Genomic DNA, 17,045 nt, shown 5'->3' on the forward strand with positions numbered 1-17,045 from the left:
CGCGCCGACCCAGCCGTGCTACCCGCCCAATCGCGACCGCTTCCACTGGCGGGTGCTCAGCCACCTGGGCTCCAACTTCCTGCCGATGCTCGACAACGCCGAAGTGCTGCGCGGCACCTTGGCGCTGTACGACTGGACCGGCAGCGAGCTGAATCGTCGGCGCCTGGCGGCGATCGTCGAGGTGCGTCATCACCTGATCCAACGCTTCGAGAAGGGCTTTTTGCTGCGCGGGGTGGACATCGAAGTCACCCTGGACGCCAACGGTTTTTGTGGCGAGGGCGACATCAGCCTGTTTGGCGAAATGCTCAATCGCTTCTTTGGCTTGTATGCCGACATTCACCTGTTCACCCAGCTCACGCTGATCCTGCAACCGACGGGAAAGTGCCTGCGGTGGAGCGAGCAACACAGTCAGCGCATTCCCGGCTGAGCGCCGTCGATCCTGCCGCTGAGCCCCGGTGCGAGCTCAGGCCTTTGCCGCCTCCGCCAGCGTCGGCAACTTCGCCAGCTTCAACGCCACCAGCAGGGCAATCAGCAGCAGGCCAGCGATGAACAGGCCGATGCCGGTCCAGCCGCCCAGGTGCCAGAACACTCCGCCGGCGGTCCCGGCGATGCTGGAGCCGGCGTAGTAGCTGAACAGGTACAGCGACGAGGCCTGGCCCTTGGCCTTGGTGGCGCGGCGGCCGATCCAGCTGCTGGCCACCGAGTGCGCGCCGAAGAAGCCGAAGGTGAAGATCAGCATGCCCAGGATCACCAGCGGCAACGGCGTGAGCATGGTCACGGCAAGGCCCACGAGCATCAGCACGATGGTGCCCCACAGCACGTTGCGCCGGCCCAGTTTGTCGGCCAGCGAGCCGATCTTCGCCGAGCTGTAGATACCCGACAGGTAGACCACCGACAGCAGGCCGACGAACGCCTGGTCCAGGTGGTACGGCGCGGCCAGCAGGCGATAGCCGATGTAGTTGAACAGGGTGACGAAGGCGCCCATCAGCACGAACGCTTCGAGAAACAGCAGCGGCAGGCCGGCATCGCGAAAGTGCAGGGTGAAGCCGTCCAGCAAGCTGCGCGGGTGCAGGGAGCGCGAGCGGAAGTTGCGCGAGGGCGGCAGGACCTTCCAGAACACCGCCGCGGCGATCAACGCCAGGCCGCCGATCACCAGCATCGCCGCGTGCCAGCTAATGAAGTCGATTAACACGCCGACGATCAGCCGCCCGCTCATCCCGCCAATCGCGTTGCCGCCGATGTACAGGCCCATGGCCAGGCCGATGTGTTGCGGGTGGATCTCTTCGCTCAGGTAGGTCATGGCCACCGCTGCCAGCCCGCTCAGCGATAAACCCGTCAGGGCGCGCATCACCAGGATCCCTTCCCAGGTCGGCATCACGGCGCTGGCCATGGTGCACAGCGCGGCGGCGAACAAGGCGACGACCATCACCGGCTTGCGGCCGATGCGGTCGGAAATGGGCCCGGTAACCAACAAGCCGATGGCGAGCATGCCGGTGGCCACCGAGAGGATCAGGCTGCTCTGCGCGGCGTTGATCGAAAACTCGCGGGAGAACAGCGGCATCATCGGTTGCACGCAGTACAGCAGGGCGAACGTGGCAAAGCCGCCAGAGAACAGCGCCAGCACCGTGCGCATGAACATCGGCGTGCCTTTTTCGATGTACGAGTCGTTGCGTTGGGCGAGCACTTCGTCCTGGGCGATGGGGGGCAACTCATGGGCGAGTGGGGCGACAGCAGTTTTCACAGGGGACCTCGGGGGAGCACGGCCGGGCGGGCAATGAAAAAAGCATATAGCTGGCTAATGGTTCTATCCAATATATTGTTCGACCTGATTAAGAGGTTTTGCGACCTAATGGAGTTTTCATGGAACTGCGCCACCTGCGCTACTTCATCGCCGTCGCCGAAGAACTGCACTTTGGCCGCGCCGCACAGGTGCTGGGCATTTCTCAACCACCCCTGAGCCAGCAGATCCAGGTGCTGGAGCAAGAGCTCGGCGCCCGCTTGTTCGAACGTACCAATCGTCGGGTCGAGCTCAGTGAGGCCGGTCGCTTGTTCCTGGAGGAAGCGCGTCTGGTGCTGGCCCAGGTCGACAAGGCGGCGGACGTGGCGCGGCGTGCCCAACTCGGCGAGCTGGGGGAGTTGAAGATCGGCTTCACCTCGTCGGCGCCGTTCAACTCCACCATTCCCCAGGCAATCTTCGCCTTTCGCCAGCGTTTCCCGGCGGTGCACCTGAACCTCAAGGAAATGAGCAGCACCCAGGTGGCCGAGGCGCTGGTGGATGAGTCGATCCAGGTCGGCATCATGCGCCCCTTGCCACTGGCGGATTCGCTGGAGGTGGTCGAGTTGACGCGTGAGCCGCTGGTGGCGGTGCTCAGCGCCAAGGACCCGCTGTCGGAGGGCAGCGAAGCGGGCCTATTCCTCTCGGCCCTGGCCCACGAGCCGTTCGTCTTCTTCCCACGCAGCTACGGCAGCGGGCTCTACGCCCAGTTGTTGAGCCTGTCGCGGGATGCCGGGTTCAGCCCGCACTTCGCCCAGGAGGCCGGCGAGGCCATGACCATCATCGGCCTGGTGGCGGCGGGGCTTGGGGTGTCGGTGTTGCCGGCGTCCTACCAGCGGATCCGCATCGACGGCGTGGTCTACCGGACCTTGCTCGACCCACAGGCGATGTCGGCGGTGTGGCTGGTCCAGCGCAAGGACCAGAAGTCGCCGATGGCCAAGGCGTTTGTCGAGTTGCTGACACGTAAGCTCGCGTAGGCAGTTACCGGTTTCGGTGCAGGCCAGCCAATGCCGGCAGCAACGTCGCGAGCAGGCCCATCAGCATCAGCGCGAAGTACAGCGCCGGGCTGATGAGCTGTTGTTGCAGCAGCAGGTTGAGAAAGATGATCTCGCTCAAGCCGCGAATATTGAGCAGCACGCTCTCGCGCCAGCGACTGGCCCCGGCAAACGAGGCGCCGGCCCACCCCAGGCCGATCCAGTTGCCCAGCAACTTGCTGGCGATGGGCAACACCAGCAGCGCCGCCAGTTGGGTCCAGCCGAGGCTGTCCAGGGCGCTGTGCACGTCGATCTGCACGATGCCGAAGGTCAGGATCAGCGGGATGGCGATGGCATTCTGCAAGCAGCTCATCCAGCGCGCGCTGAGCGGCAGCACCAGCGGTAGCTTGAGCGCGGCCATACACAGCACGTAGCCAATGCCGAGGATCAGCGCGTTGAGCGTGTAGTGCTCGGCCAGCACCAGCAGGGCGAAGAAGCCCAGGCTGTGGAGCAACGGTTGGCGCAAGCCGAGCCCGCGCAGCAGCAGCGGCAGGCACGCCCCGGCCAGAGGCAGCAACAGGCTGCTCAGGTGCAGGCTACCCTGGGCGAGGGCGAACAGGCTCCAGCAGGTGAGGTCGATGAGGATCGCTGTCTGCACCAGGCGCCGGGTTGCGGCCGGCGGGTAGTCGATGTGGCGCAGGTACAGGTACAGCACCGGAATGGCGGTGATGGCGAACAGCAGGCCCACGGCCAGGGAACTCAGCCACGGCTGGCTGGGCAGTAGCCACAGCGCGGTGGCCAGGCCGCAGGCAAACGGGATGCTGAAACTTGGCAGGGCGATCTTCAGGCTCTGGCGGTCCAGCTTGAGGTCGATCACATCGCTGAGAATGTGCCCCAGCAACAGGGCGAAACCCAGGCTGTAGAGGTTTTTCAACCAAGTGGGCGAGACCAGTTCGGCGCCACTCAACTGCCAGTGCGGCTCGATCCAGAAGACCATCAACAACGGCAGGCCGAAGGTCGCCAGCAGCAACTGACTGACGATGGGAATCAAGCCCAGGCGCTGGCCGATGCGGGTCGCGATGGCGAACAGGGCCAGGGCCATCAGCCAGAACAGGGCGATCATCATGCAGCAGGCTTCCTTGGCGGGTGACGATGGCCCTGTGGCCGAGTGCCGGGCATTATCCCGGTGCGACGGGCGTGCAGCAAATACAGGTGTGAAATCGCAGATTGTTTTGTAGAGATTGCATCTGCTCATGTAGTCCATTGGCCTTCGAGGTAGCTAACCAGCGGCATCGGCTACTACACTCGGGCATATCTTTGATACACGGAGGTTTTGACATGCGGCGTGTGGTGTTCAATCAGAAAGGTGGCGTGGGCAAGTCCAGTATTGCCTGCAACCTGGCGGCGGTCAGCGCCAGTGAGGGCTATCGCACTTTGCTGGTGGATCTTGATGCCCAGGCCAACTCCACGCAGTACCTCACCGGCCTGACCGGCAATGATATTCCGATGGGCATTGCCGACTTTTTCAAGCAGACCCTGTCGTCCGGGCCGTTCTCCAAGAAAAATCAGGTCGATATCTACGAAACGCCCTTCGACAACCTGCACGTGATCACGGCCACGGCGGAGCTGGCGGACTTGCAGCCCAAGCTTGAGGCCAAGCACAAGATCAACAAGCTGCGTAAGTTGCTCGATGAGCTGTCCGAAGATTACGAACGGATTTACCTCGATACTCCGCCGGCCTTGAACTTCTACGCGGTATCGGCGTTGATCGCGGCTGATAGGGTGTTGATTCCCTTCGATTGCGACAGCTTTTCCCGCCAGGCCCTGTATGGCCTGCTGGCGGAAATCGAAGAGTTGAAGGAAGACCACAATGAAGACCTGCAAGTGGAAGGCATCGTGGTCAACCAGTTCCAGGCTCGGGCGAGCCTGCCGCAGCAGATCCTCGACGAGTTGATCGCCGAAGGCCTGCCGGTGCTGCCGGTGTACCTGGGCAGTTCAGTGCGCATGCGCGAGTCGCACCAGGCCAATATGCCGCTGATCCATCTCGACCCGCGCCACAAGCTGACCCAGCAGTTCGTCGAGTTGCACAACCTGCTGGAACATTCCTGAGAAGGGTCGTCAGATCCCCTGGCTGCGCAGCCAGTCCAGCAATTGCGGTAGCGGGAAGGCGCCGCTCTGGCGCGCCACTTCCCGGCCGTTCTTGAACAGGATCAGGCTCGGAATCGAACGAATCCCCAGTTGTGTCGACAGTTGTGGGTTGGCCTCGCTGTCCAGTTTGGCCAGCCGACACTTGCCCTGCAACTGTGCAGCGGCCTGTTCGAACACCGGCGCAAAGGACTTGCAGGGGCCGCACCAGTCGGCCCACACATCCACCAGCAACGGCAGATCACCCTTGATCTGGCTGGCGTAATCGCCTTGTTTCAAGTCGAAAGGCTTATTTGACAGCACCGACGCTTTGCAGCGCCCGCATTTGGGTTGGTCGCCCAGGCGCTCGGCGGGGATGCGGTTGAGCCCGTTGCAATGGGGGCAGGGGATCAGGAGGGCTTCAGACATGGAGGGGCTCCGCACAGTGGGCAATGCAGCCAATCTGGAGTCGGCGGCGCGGATTATCAAGGTGTACGGTGACCCGCAATAAAAATGGGCGACCCACGGGTCGCCCATTTTATCGGCTCAATGCCGAGCCGACTTAGCCCGCAGCGACGGGGGAGCGCCAGTCATCGGAGCCCGAAGTGCCGGAGGCCTCGTGGGTCCAGGTGATTTTGCGGTAGGTGAACTCGACGTCTTCCAGGTGGGTGAAGTGCATGTTCGCCGGGTCTTGGCAGTTGTGCATGTAGCCCTTGATATCGACGATGATCGCGTCTTCCAGGGTGGTGGTGTAGTAGTACTCCTGGGCACCGGCAGCCGAGGTGCGGTACCACTTGATCGTGACTTCCTCCAGTCGCTCGCCGGATGTCAGGGCGGCGAGCAGCAGCGGCGAGGACTTGTCGAACACCTTGGTGATTCTGACGGGCTTGTGTACACGCAGGCCGGTGGGTTGGCCCGACTGCGGGTCGCGCGGGATGATCACTTCATGGCTGAAGCCCTGGACCATCACTTGGTCTTCGTGACCTTCCTGATAAGTGTTGCCCACCGAGTCAGCGGTGAAGGCGCCGGCGGTGATCAGTTTTTGTTTGGTGCCAATGACGGACATGTAGGCAGGTGTTGCCATGGGTATTTTCCTTAGCGCAATCAATTTAGGGCCCGTGGGGCGGGTGTTGCCCGTGGGGTTGCCAAACTGAGTTCAAAGGCCATGCCATTTATTAATAGTCTATTAAAATCAATTGGATAGGTGGAATTGGTGGTTTTTTGAGCAATGGATTCGCGGGATTATGTGCGAGTCGTTGCGCGGTGCCTGGCAGGAATATGCGCAGTGGCTTTAGGGGGCTGTGGATAAAGGGTCACAGCTAGATATCAACAGACTTATGCACAGGTTGTTGCGCAACAAATGGCTCGGTAGGAGGGTAATGCTGTTCACTTAAGGGCGTCCCGATATCGAAGAAACACTCGTGGCGAGCAAGCTCGCTCGCCACGGACTGTTTAAATGTCGAGATGACCTTAGTGAACAGTATTGCGGTAGGGGGGGGCGCAGAAGTACATGTGCAGCTCGTCGGGTTCGAGTGTTCGTTGTCACAGGCACTCACACATGTGCCTGGGGTCGGGTAGGTCCTGTCTTCTACGCTGGTTCAAGCAATGCGCAAGCCGTGCCACTGGTCTGAGTGCGGATATAGCGAATTGCGATACTGGTAAGCAATGATTAATCTCTATATCAAAGTGCGATAAGGATGTTGCATACGTGTGATTACCGAGAGACGCGTTTGGGAGGGCAAGGAGCAATGGCCACATTCAGCCAGTGCATTGGATCAATGGTATCGGCTGATCAAGCGTAATAGTCCGGGTGATTTTGCGCAGATGAAAGCGCTGTTCCCGGCAACCGACAAGGTCGGGTCGTTGCATGTGTTCAATATCGGTGGCAACAAATTGCGCTTGATCGCCGTGGTGCAATACAAGGTGCAACGGTTGTATATCAAACAGGTGCTGGATCACCGTGAATATGACAAAGGCAAATGGAAGGAGGGGCGTCGATGAGCGTTCTGATCAAGCAAGTCGCCGAGCATTGGCACTTTGTGTCGCCGTTGCTGCGCAAACCCAAGAACGAGGCTGATTACGATGTGCTGGTCAAGGCCCTGGATGAGCTGTTGGATCTGATCGGCGAAGACGAGTCGCACCCGCTGATGAGTCTGGTGGACATTCTCAGTGACTGGATTGAAGCCTACGATCAACACCACCGGCCCATGCCTCAAGCCAGTGGTGTCGATGTGCTGCGCTACCTGATGAATGAGCACGGCCTGACTCAAAGTGACCTGCCCGGTGTTGGCGCGCAGTCGGTGGTCTCGGAGGTCCTCAGTGGAAAACGTCAGCTCAACCTGCGACAGATTCGCTGGTTGGCCGAGCGTTTTGGTGTGTCGGTAGAGACCTTCATCTGAACCCCTTCACGACGAACAACTGATCTCCAGATGCTTGCCCCACTCCGGTGGGCGCTCGGCGTAGCTGTCCATTCCCGGTTGCTGCTCGAAGGGATTGCTCAGCACCTGGTGCAGGCGGCGAACCTCGGCGTAGTCGCCACGTTCGGCCGCATCGATGGCCTTCTGCGCCAGGTAGTTGCGCAGGATGTACAGCGGATTGACCGCGTGCATGCGCGTGCGGCGTTGCGGTTCGTCACCGTCGTGTTCCAGGGCAACCCGCGCGCAGTAGCGTTGGGCCCAGGCATCGAAGCCCTGGAGGTCGACGAAGTCGTCGCGCAGGCGGGCCACGGCCGTTTCGGCCGGTTCGTCGCCCAGGCGGCGGAAGAACAGGCTGTAGTCGACGCCGCTGTTTTGCATCAGTTGCAGCAGTTGTTCCACCAGCGCCTGGTCCCCCTCCTCGCCGGTGATGAATCCCAGGCGGCGGCGCATCAGGTCAAGGTAATGGGCCTGGTACAGCGGCAAGTACAGGCCGAGGGTCTCGCGCAGGGCTTCGACGCTGATGAACGGTGTCAGGGCCTGGGCCAGCGCGCTGAGGTTCCATTGGCCGATGGGCACCTGGTTGCTGAATGAGTAGCGGCCCTGGTCATCGGAGTGGTTGCAGATGAAGTGGGCGTCGAAGTCGTCGAGGAAGGCAAACGGACCGAAGTCGAAGGTGATGCCCAGGATCGACATGTTGTCGGTGTTCATCACCCCGTGGCAGAAACCATAGGCCTGCCACTTGGCGATCAGCTCGGCGTTGCGCTCGACGATCTCGCGGAACATCGCCAGGTACGGCTCCGGTTGCTCGAGGCATTCGGGGAAGTGCATCGCCAGCACGTGTTCGCCGAGGGCTTTTTGCTGCTCGGGGCGCTGGGTGTAGTAGAAGTATTCGAAGTGGCCGAAGCGCACGTGGCTGGGGGCCAGGCGCAGGACCATCGCCGCGCGCTCCTGTTTCTCGCGCCACACCGGGGTGTCGGAGCCGATCACGCACAGTGCACGGCTGCTCGGGATGCCCAGGGCATGCAGCGCCTCGCTGGCCAGGAACTCGCGGATCGACGAGCGCAGCACCGCACGACCGTCGCCCATGCGTGAGTAAGGCGTTTGCCCGGCACCCTTGAGGTGCAAGTCCCAGTGTTCGCCCGCTTGGTTGTAGACCTCGCCCAGGAGCAGGCCGCGGCCGTCACCCAGTTGCGGGTTGTAGGAACCGAACTGGTGCCCGGAATAGACCATCGCCCGTGGCTCGGCTTCGGCCCACAGCTTATGGCCACCGAACAACTCGGCGAACACCGGGCTCTGGGCAACGGCCGGGTCGAGGTCGAGCAGGGCCATGGCGGCGGGGCTCGCCACCACCAGCCGGGGTGCGTCGATGGGCTCGGGCAGCACATGGGTTGAGAACGCGTCGCCCAGGCGAGCGAAGCGGTTGTCGAAGGTCAGTTCGTCGAGGGCTTTCAACGGCCATCTCCAGCAGAATGTCCGAGCATTCTGCTGGGGAAAGGCCACTTAGTCGAGCTTGGCCGCCGGGGGGTGTTGCGACGGATTGTCGGTGGTGGGCGCGGCGATGGTCCGGTTCTCGTCCTCGATCGGTACGAGCTTGTACTCGCTGCCGTGGGCGTTCTTGAGGTAGATCTCCATCTGCCGGAAAGAGATGTTGATACCGTTCTTCTTGAACTCACGGTTGATGAAGCGGTTGATCTCGTCGATCGCCGGGTTGCGGTCGCCCAGGTCGCGCACGTGAATGCGCAGCTCGTGATCCAGGGTGCTTTCACCGAAGTTCAGGAAGTACACGTGGGGCTCGGGCTCCTTGAGCACCCGCGGGTTTTCGCGGGCGGCCTTGAGCAGCAGTTCCTTGACCTGGTCCAGGTCGGAGCCATAGTCCACGCCGAGCTTGAGGGTGACCCGGGTGACGGTGTCGGTCAGTGACCAGTTGATCAGTTGCCCGGTGATGAACGTCTTGTTGGGGACAATGATGTCCTTGCGGTCGAAGTCGGTAATGGTGGTGGCGCGGATGCGGATCTTGCTGACGGTGCCCGACAGGTTGCCAATGGTGATGGTGTCGCCGATCCGTACCGGGCGTTCGAACAGGATCATGATCCCGGAGATGAAGTTGGCGAAGATCTCCTGCATACCAAAGCCCAGGCCCACCGAGAGCGCGGCGACCAGCCATTGCAACTTGTCCCAACTGACGCCGAGGGCCGACAGCGTGGTGACAAAGCCCACGCCGGCAATCACGTAGGTGAGCAGGGTGGTGGTGGCATAGGCGCTGCCCTGCGCCAGGTCCAGCTTGGACAGCACCAGCACTTCCAAGAGGCCCGGCAGGTTGCGAGCCAGGGCCAGGGTGATGCCGATGATGATCAGCGCCCCAAGCATGTCGCCGATGCTGATGGGCACCATGCTCATGTTGACGCCGGTGCCGCTGGTGTACTCGTAGAGGGTGATGTTGTCCAGGTACGAGAACACTGTGATCAAGTCAGCCCAGACCCAGTACAGCGCGGCAATGAAGCCACCCAGCAGCGCCAGGCGGATCAGGCGCAGGGATTGTTCGTTGACCTTTTCGATGTCCAGGGTCGGCTCTTCGACGATGGTTTCACCGTCGCCGGCTTCCTTGGCCGCCTGGCGCTTGCTCAGGGCCCGCTGGTAGGCCAGGCGGCGCGCCGCGACCGCCAGGCCGCGCACGAAGGTGGCTTCGATCACCAGCCAGAACATCAGCAGGTACAGGGTATTGATCAGGCGATCGCTGAGCTTGAGCGCGGTGTAGAAATAACCAAAGCACACGGCCACGAACAAGGCGATGGGCAGGGCCGTGAACAGCACGCCGACGACCTTGCGAAACAACGACGTATTGTTGTGCGCCGGACTGTTGAGCAGCAGGCGGCTGAGCAGCCAGGCCATCAACGCGTAGCAGGTCAGCACCACGCCGATGCCGAGCACGTCGTCGGCCAGTGCCGCCGGTTGCAGTTCGGCGACGGCGACGATGGCGGCCAGGGCAATGACCACCATGCCCAGGCGCCGGATCCAGCTGCGCAGGAACTCCACTTGCGGCTTTTCCCAGCGAAAGTGCAGTTCCGCCACGCCCCCCGGTGCGAGGATCCGATAGGCGGTATAGAACACCAGCCAGGCCTGGGCGACCTGCAACAGCGCGGCACCCAGGTTGGCGTTCTGCCCCCGGGCATCGATCTGCAAGGCATAGCCGCACAAGGCCAGGGCCAGGGCCAGCGGCATGGCCAGCAACACGTTGATCAGGATCGCCTGGGGCGTGTGCCATTGGCTGTCACGCTTGAAGTGGCCGATGTCCTGGTGAACCTTGTTCAGGCGGGCGTACAGGTACTTGCGGCGCCACAGCAGGAAGCCGATCAGCAACGCCAGCGGGGTGAACAGCAGTGGGCGCTGGATCAGCCCGTCACTCAGTTCGCTGAGGCTGGAGGCCCAGGGCAAGGTGTCGACCTGTCGCTCCAGGCGCGTCGGCACCGTGCGCAACCACTCCCAGTCCAGCGGCTTGTTGCTGGGGATCCAGAACATCTGCTCGTCGAGGGTGGCCCGCAGGTTCGAGGCGGTGGTCAGCAGTTGCTTCTGGTTCAGTTGCAGGGTGATGGATTCGTTGAGCAGGGCGCTCAGCTCGCGGTTCAGGCGTTCCAGCAAGTCGGCGCGGGTGACGGCCAGTTCCAGCAGGGTCTTGCGCAGTTGCGGGGTGACCTGGTCCGGTGGCTGGGTGGCCAGCAGGTTGTCGACATAGGTCTCGGGGTTGCTGATCAGCTCGCGCTGCTGGTTGACCTCGAACTGGTACAGGCGGATGTCGGCAATCTGGTCGGCCAGGTTGCGGTCGACCCGCAGGCGCGGCAGGGCTTGCTTCTGTTTATAGAGGATCTTGGACAGCAGCAGGCTGCCCTTGAGCACGCTGATCTGCTCGTCTAGCGCGGCGTCGCTTTGGGTCACGTTGTCGAGTTGCTGCTTGGTTTGCAGGTTGAGCTGGGTCAGTTCGTTGAGGCGGTCGGTGCTCCTGAGCAGGTAGTCGGAGAGCTTCAGGTTGGCCGAACTCTCATTGGCCAGCAGGCTGCTGCCGCCGGCCTTCTGCGCTTCGATGGATTGCTGGGTCACCGTCTCCTGGGACTGGGCCAGGCGCTTCTGGTTGATCAGGGTCTGCAGGTCCTGGATCTCTTTCTCGATGCGATCCGAGCGCTCCAGCAACAGGTCGTGCTGGCTGTTGCCCAGGTCTTGCAACTGGCTGTTGCCGGCCAGTTCCTGGCGGCGCAACGGGATCAGCGCGTTGAGCGCCGCCAGTTCGGCATTGAGCAGGTCACGCTGCTCCTTGGTGATGGTCTTGCCGCTGTCCTTGCCGGACTTGAGGATATTGTTGATCTGCAGGATGCGCGTCTGGCTGCTGGCGATCTCGGCTTGTGCGCGTTCGGGGCGCGTCTGGGCGGTGATGAGCAGGCTGTTGGCATCGGCCAGGGCCTTTTGCAGGTCGCTTTGCTGGGTGCTGCGCTCGGTGAGGATTTGTTCGAGCGCCGGTACGGCGAGGTTGCCATAGCGCTGTTCGATGGGGGTCGGCTTGCTGGCCTTGAGACGATCCAACTCACGTTGGTTGTCGACGTTCTGTTTGGCCGCGGTGCTCAACTGCTGCTTGAGGTTACTCAGGCGCGTGTCGTAGTCGTCCTTGCTGGTCAACTGCGCCAGCGTCTGCTGCAACACGGTTTGCAGGGCCTTTTGATCGGCCTCGGGCAGCTTGCGTTCGGCAATCTTGTCCAGGCTCTTTTGCACCGAATCGGCAGACGGCGGTTCAGCCGCTTGCAGGGTGCCGACGGAGAGACTCAGCCCCAGCAGGGCGATGGCGAGAAATGTGCGCAGGGTTGACATAGAGTCCAATCGAGAACGTAGCGAAAAAAACAGTTTAGAGGAACAACCCGGGACCCGGGCGACTTCCTTCGGGGAATCTGACGCCCACTTTGGCGATCTTGTTCCCGTCCATCACCGCCACGGTCCAAATGGTGTTGTTCCATTCCACCTGGTCGCCCACGATTGGCGCACCGCCGACCTTCTGGGTAATGAAACGCCCGAGTGGCATGTCCGGGTCGACCCCTTCGAGCTGCAGCCCATACAGCGCCGAAACCGCGCCCAACTGGGCGTCGCCTTCGAGCACGAAGTCGCCGAAGAAGCGCAGGTCCAGGCCGCGTTGCGGTGCCTGGCTGAAGAGCTTGCCCAGCGCCGGCAGGTTGTGTTCATGGCCAATGACGCAGAGCAAATCATCGACCTCCAGCACCGTACTGCCCGACGGATGGAGCAGTTGCTGACCGCGAAACAGGGCCGCGATGCGAGTGCCCTCGGGCATTTTCAGCTCACGAAGGGCCGCGCCGATGCACCACTTTTCCGCACCCAGGCGGTAGACGAACAGCTCCCATTCACTGGTGGCGTGCACTTCCAGGGCCGCGCGGGAGATGGGGGCGGGCTCCGGCGGGACGGTCACCTTCAACAGCCTGGCAACCCACGGCAGGCTCGTGCCCTGCACCAGCAGCGACACCAGCACGATGAAGAACGCCAGGTTGAAGAACAGTTGGGCGTTCGGCAGCCCGGCCATCAGCGGGAACACCGCCAGGATGATCGGTACCGCACCGCGCAAGCCCACCCAGGAAATGAACGCCTTTTCCCGCCCATGAAACGCCTTGAACGGCAGCAGGGCGACGATCACCGACAGCGGGCGGGCGAACAGGATCATCCACAGCGCCAGGCCCAGTGCCGGCAGCGCGATGGGCAGCAAGTCATGGGGCGTGACCAGGAGGCCCAGCACCAGGAACATGCCAATCTGCGCCAGCCAGGCCATGCCGTCGAGCATATGCAGGATGCCGTGGCGGCTGCGCACCGGGCGGTTGCCGATTACCAGGCCGCACAAGTACACCGCCAGGAAGCCGCTGCCGTGCAGGGCGTTGGTCAGGGCGAACACCAGCAGGCCGCCGGCGATCACCAGGATCGGGTACAGGCCGGTGGCCAGGTTGATCCGATTGACCATCTGCAGCATCAGCCAGCCACCGCCCAGGCCGATCAGGCCGCCGATGCCAAATTCGCGCACCAAGTGCCCGAGCAGGCTCCAGTGCAGGCCGGTCTGGCCGCTGGCAAGCATGTCGATCAGGGTCACGGTGAGAAACACCGCCATCGGGTCGTTGCTGCCCGATTCGATCTCCAGGCTGGCGGTGACCCGTTCGTTCAGGCCCTTGCCGCCCAGCAGCGAAAACACCGCGGCCGCGTCGGTCGAGCCGACAATGGCGCCAATCAGCAGGCCCTGCATCAGGTTCAGGTTGAACAGCCAGGCGGCTGCCATGCCGGTCAGCCCGGTGGTGATCAGCACCCCGACCGTGGCCAGGGACAGCGCCGGCCAGAGCGCCACGCGAAAGCTTGAGACCCGCGTGCGCAAGCCGCCGTCGAGCAGGATCACGGCCAGGGCCAGGTTGCCGACCAGATAGGCCGTGGGGTAATTATCGAAAATGATGCCGCCGCCATCGACGCCGGCAGCCATGCCCACGGCCAGGATGATCACCAGGATCGGGATGCCCAGGCGGGACGACAGTGAGCTCACCAGAATGCTCGCACCTACCAGCAACGCGCCGATCAAGAACAGGCTGTTGATGGTCGTTGCATTCAAAGGCCGTACTCCGGGAAGCTGAAAAAAAGCGGGCGCGAACTGAGCATGCAGCCCGCGTGCCGGCGATTCTAACCTGTTGAATTGTGATGCTGTCAAAAAAGCTGTGGGCGCTGCAACGCAGGCCTTAAGTGGGCGCGGGCGTGCTCGCGAATGCAGTCGATCAGTCGCCCGATACGTTGACGGACACAGCGATTTCGCGAGCACGTCCGCCCCTTCATGGTTACAGGCTGTATCGACACACCCTCGTGTCGTTTACCTCTATAGGTGCAGGTCGTTATCCAGTGACTGACGAACTGCCTGGAACCAGATGGCGCATTCACAGTCTTTAACACTCGCAAGCAAGGTCGCCGCCAGGTAAATCAAGGCTTTACGCCGTAATAACCCTGGCGCCTGTGGTGACTTTTCTTTATCGTACGCGCCCTTTGAAAATGCCCGGAAAATCAAAATGTTGGAAGCATCCCTAAGCCAATTGGAACAACTGGTCAGTGACCTGGTGCAACAGAACCAGGAACTGCTCGGCACTAACGCCAGCCTGAGCGCCGAACTGGCACTGGCCAAGGACGAAAACGAAAGCCTGCAACTGAGCCTGATGGAACAGGAAGAAAAGCAGGGCGCCGCCGCCGCCCGCATTCAAGCCCTGGTTGAGCGTGTGAGCGCCGGTCCTGTGAGCGCATGAGACAAGGTGCCGACGGAGTGAAAGTCGTCTCCATCATGGGTGAGGACTACTCGATCAAGGCGCCGGCCGGGGAAGAGCAGACCCTGCTGGACGCCGCGTTGATGTTGAAAGCGGTCTTGGCCGACACCAAGAAGAAATACCCGACGCTGATCGGCGACAAGCTGCTGGTGCTGGCCGCCATGAACTTGTGTTCGCAGCAGTTGGACATGCAAAAGCGCCACCAGCGCGAACTCGACCGTTACCAAGAGCAAGTCAGCGCCACGGTTGAAGTGATCGCCAAGACCATCAAGCCGCTCTGAGTCAACTGAATACAACCAAAGAGTAAATTGTCGATTGTTTTGCATACAATCGGCACGGCTGTTGCTGTGTTTCGGCCTCTTACTCTTTTGGGGTGCTCCATGCAGTTCTGGCGACGCAGTATGCAATGACACGTGATCCTGAGTATGGGCACCGCCCTGCTGGTCAGCATCCTGATGGTGGTTGGCGGGTTCAAGTTGAGCGATGCCTTCGCCGGCTTGCCGGCGAAAGGTATTCAGCAACGCTGCGACTGTGTGATCAGAACCACTCATCCCGCATCGTCAAACACACATCATCCCGCGCCTCAAGAATCGCCAGTTCGTGGTGGCACGCCGGTACTTCCCAGGTCAGGAAGTAGCGCGCGGCTTGCAGCTTGCCCTTATAGAAGTCGACATCCGCCGCATTGCCCTTGGCCAACCCTTCCTCAGCGCGAATCGCCTGCTCCAGCCAGCGCCAGCCGATCACCGTGTGCCCGAATGCCTTCAGGTACAGGGCCGAATTGGCGAGGCTCTGGCTGACCTTGCCCTGGGCCAGGTCCGTCAGCAGGCCAATGGTCACCGCTTGCAGGCGCGCCACCAGCGTCTCCAGTGGTTCGCGCAGCGGCGTCAATGAATCAAAGGCCTGGGCCCGTGCGCCGGTCGTGGCAATCAGGCGGATCAACTGCTTGAGCCCGGCACCGCCGTTCTGCGCCAGCTTGCGCCCCAGCAGGTCCAGCGACTGAATGCCGTGGGTGCCTTCGTGGATCGGGTTCAAGCGGTTGTCGCGGTAGTACTGCTCCACCGGGTACTCGCGGGTGTAGCCGTGGCCGCCGAGGATCTGGATCGCCAGTTCGTTGGCTTTCAGGCAGAACTCCGAGGGCCAGGATTTGACGATGGGGGTCAGCAAGTCCAGCAACTCATGGGCCTGCTGGCGTTCGGCTGGGGTGTCCAGGGTGGTGGTGTCATCGAACAGCCGCGCCGCATACAAACCCAGGTCAAACGCGCCTTCGACGTAGGCTTTCTGGGTCAGCAGCATGCGCTTGACGTCAGCGTGCTGGATGATCGCCACCGGCGCGGTGTTGGGCTCCTTGTTGTCCGGCAGGCGACCCTGCGGGCGCTCGCGCGCGTACTGCAGCGAGTACAGGTAACCCGCGTAGCCGAGCATCACCGCGCCCATGCCGACGCCAATCCGCGCCTCGTTCATCATCTGGAACATGCAGCTCAAGCCCTGGTGCGGCTTGCCCACCAGGTAGCCGACACACGCCCCGTTATCGCCGAAGTTCAGCGCCGTTGACGTGGTGCCGCGCCAGCCCATCTTGTGGAATAACCCGGCCAGCAGCACGTCGTTACGCGGGCCCAGGCTGCCATCATCGTTGACCAGGAACTTGGGCACGATAAACAGCGAAATACCCTTCACCCCGGCCGGTGCGTCCGGCAGCTTGGCCAGCACCATGTGCACGATGTTCTCCGCCAGCGGGTGATCGCCACCGGAGATGAAGATCTTGTTGCCCTTGAGGCGATAGCTGCCGTCGGCGGCCGGTTCGGCGCGGGTGCGGATGTCTGACAGCGACGAGCCCGCGTGGGGTTCGGTCAAGGCCATGGTGCCAAAGAAGCGGCCGTCGATCATCGGTTGCAGGAACAGGCGCTTGTGCTCATCGCTGCCGAAGTTTTCGATCAGGTTGGCCGCGCCCATGGTCAGGAACGGGTACGCCGTGGTCGCCGCGTTGGCCGCCTGGAAGTGCGCGAAGCAGGCTTGCGACAGCAAGGTTGGAAGCTGCATGCCACCGGCTTCGAAGCTGCGCGCGGCATTGAGAAAGCCGGCGTCGAGGAACGCATCCACTGCCGGTTTGACTTCCGGGATCAGGATCGCCTGGCCCTCTTCGTAGCGCGGCTCGTGCTCGTCACCCTTGCGGTTGTGCGGGGCGAAGAACTTCTCGGCGATGCTGCGTGCGGTGCCAATGGCGGCGTCAAACGTTTCGCGGTTGTGCTCGGCGAATCGCGCGCGCTGGGTCAGGCCCTCGGCATCGAGGACTTCATACAGCTCGAAAGCCAGATTGCGGGAACTGAGCAGCGTCTCGGACATGGCGGCCTACCTTGTTGGGAATGGGCCGAGTCTAGAGCTGGGGAGGGTGGGGTGAACAGTAAGATTGATGGGCGTGATGGTGGTGTGCTGGCAG

At 62.1% G+C, this 17,045-nt stretch carries 15 protein-coding genes; 7 read left to right on the forward strand and 8 right to left on the reverse strand.

Annotated elements, in window-relative coordinates:
• Positions 1 to 427 (forward strand): type VI secretion system baseplate subunit TssF (locus tag BMW74_RS10850; protein WP_139208393.1); only part of this gene is annotated, 427 nt, incomplete at its 5' end.
• 36 nt (positions 428 to 463) lie between these two features.
• On the opposite strand, the gene BMW74_RS10855 is transcribed toward BMW74_RS10850, so the two are convergent.
• Positions 464 to 1,741, reverse strand: coding sequence for an MFS transporter (locus BMW74_RS10855; protein WP_093418534.1), 1,278 nt, complete (start codon positions 1,739 to 1,741; stop codon positions 464 to 466).
• A gap of 119 nt (positions 1,742 to 1,860) precedes the next feature.
• Here BMW74_RS10855 and BMW74_RS10860 point away from each other — a divergent pair, with 119 nt between their 5' ends.
• Complete coding sequence (locus tag BMW74_RS10860) at positions 1,861 to 2,751, forward strand: LysR family transcriptional regulator (RefSeq protein WP_093418538.1); 891 nt, start codon at positions 1,861 to 1,863, stop codon at positions 2,749 to 2,751.
• Between the two features lie 4 nt (positions 2,752 to 2,755).
• Here BMW74_RS10860 and BMW74_RS10865 read toward each other — a convergent pair whose 3' ends face one another.
• Positions 2,756 to 3,874 carry a cation:proton antiporter gene (locus BMW74_RS10865; RefSeq protein WP_093418542.1) on the reverse strand — a complete coding sequence of 373 codons (1,119 nt, stop codon included), beginning with the start codon at positions 3,872 to 3,874 and terminating at the stop codon, positions 2,756 to 2,758.
• 212 nt (positions 3,875 to 4,086) lie between these two features.
• Between BMW74_RS10865 and BMW74_RS10870 the strand changes: the two genes are divergently transcribed.
• On the forward strand, positions 4,087 to 4,857 hold the full coding sequence (locus BMW74_RS10870) for a ParA family protein (RefSeq protein ID WP_093418545.1): 771 nt from the start codon (positions 4,087 to 4,089) through the stop codon (positions 4,855 to 4,857).
• Between the two features lie 9 nt (positions 4,858 to 4,866).
• Here the strand turns inward: BMW74_RS10870 and trxC are convergent, their stop codons facing one another.
• Positions 4,867 to 5,301, reverse strand: coding sequence for a thioredoxin TrxC (trxC, locus tag BMW74_RS10875; RefSeq protein WP_093418549.1), 435 nt, complete (start codon positions 5,299 to 5,301; stop codon positions 4,867 to 4,869).
• Positions 5,302 to 5,434: 133 nt separating this feature from the next.
• Positions 5,435 to 5,956: an Hcp family type VI secretion system effector gene (locus BMW74_RS10880; RefSeq protein WP_093418554.1), complete on the reverse strand. Its 522-nt coding sequence runs from the start codon at positions 5,954 to 5,956 to the stop codon at positions 5,435 to 5,437.
• 620 nt (positions 5,957 to 6,576) lie between these two features.
• Between BMW74_RS10880 and BMW74_RS10885 the strand changes: the two genes are divergently transcribed.
• Positions 6,577 to 6,873 (forward strand): type II toxin-antitoxin system HigB family toxin, encoded by a 297-nt coding sequence (locus BMW74_RS10885; RefSeq protein WP_093418558.1) that lies wholly within the window; start codon positions 6,577 to 6,579, stop codon positions 6,871 to 6,873.
• Positions 6,870 to 7,271: a helix-turn-helix domain-containing protein gene (locus BMW74_RS10890; RefSeq protein WP_093418563.1), complete on the forward strand. Its 402-nt coding sequence runs from the start codon at positions 6,870 to 6,872 to the stop codon at positions 7,269 to 7,271. The genes BMW74_RS10885 and BMW74_RS10890 overlap by 4 nt, the downstream gene beginning before the upstream one ends.
• Before the next feature lie 6 nt (positions 7,272 to 7,277).
• Here BMW74_RS10890 and selO read toward each other — a convergent pair whose 3' ends face one another.
• The 3 genes from selO to BMW74_RS10905 are packed head-to-tail and all read right to left on the reverse strand — an operon-like array spanning position 7,278 to position 13,917.
• Positions 7,278 to 8,741, reverse strand: a complete 1,464-nt coding sequence (gene selO, locus BMW74_RS10895) for a protein adenylyltransferase SelO (protein WP_093418566.1) — start codon at positions 8,739 to 8,741, stop codon at positions 7,278 to 7,280.
• Positions 8,742 to 8,789: 48 nt separating this feature from the next.
• On the reverse strand, positions 8,790 to 12,140 hold the full coding sequence (mscK, locus tag BMW74_RS10900) for a mechanosensitive channel MscK (RefSeq protein ID WP_093418569.1): 3,351 nt from the start codon (positions 12,138 to 12,140) through the stop codon (positions 8,790 to 8,792).
• A 34-nt stretch (positions 12,141 to 12,174) separates the two neighbouring features.
• Positions 12,175 to 13,917 (reverse strand): potassium/proton antiporter, encoded by a 1,743-nt coding sequence (locus BMW74_RS10905; RefSeq protein ID WP_093418573.1) that lies wholly within the window; start codon positions 13,915 to 13,917, stop codon positions 12,175 to 12,177.
• Positions 13,918 to 14,362: 445 nt separating this feature from the next.
• On the opposite strand from BMW74_RS10905, the gene BMW74_RS10910 reads away from it, so the two are divergent.
• Positions 14,363 to 14,593 carry a hypothetical protein gene (locus BMW74_RS10910; protein WP_093418576.1) on the forward strand — a complete coding sequence of 77 codons (231 nt, stop codon included), beginning with the start codon at positions 14,363 to 14,365 and terminating at the stop codon, positions 14,591 to 14,593.
• Positions 14,590 to 14,892: a cell division protein ZapA gene (locus BMW74_RS10915; RefSeq protein ID WP_093418581.1), complete on the forward strand. Its 303-nt coding sequence runs from the start codon at positions 14,590 to 14,592 to the stop codon at positions 14,890 to 14,892. Before BMW74_RS10910 ends, BMW74_RS10915 begins: the two co-directional genes overlap by 4 nt.
• Positions 14,893 to 15,148: 256 nt before the next feature.
• Here the strand turns inward: BMW74_RS10915 and BMW74_RS10920 are convergent, their stop codons facing one another.
• Positions 15,149 to 16,951, reverse strand: a complete 1,803-nt coding sequence (locus BMW74_RS10920; RefSeq protein ID WP_093418586.1) for an acyl-CoA dehydrogenase — start codon at positions 16,949 to 16,951, stop codon at positions 15,149 to 15,151.
• Positions 16,952 to 17,045 lie beyond the last annotated feature (94 nt).

Origin of the sequence: Pseudomonas sp. ok272 (assembly GCF_900109995.1) — a bacterium.
GTDB lineage: Bacteria > Pseudomonadota > Gammaproteobacteria > Pseudomonadales > Pseudomonadaceae > Aquipseudomonas.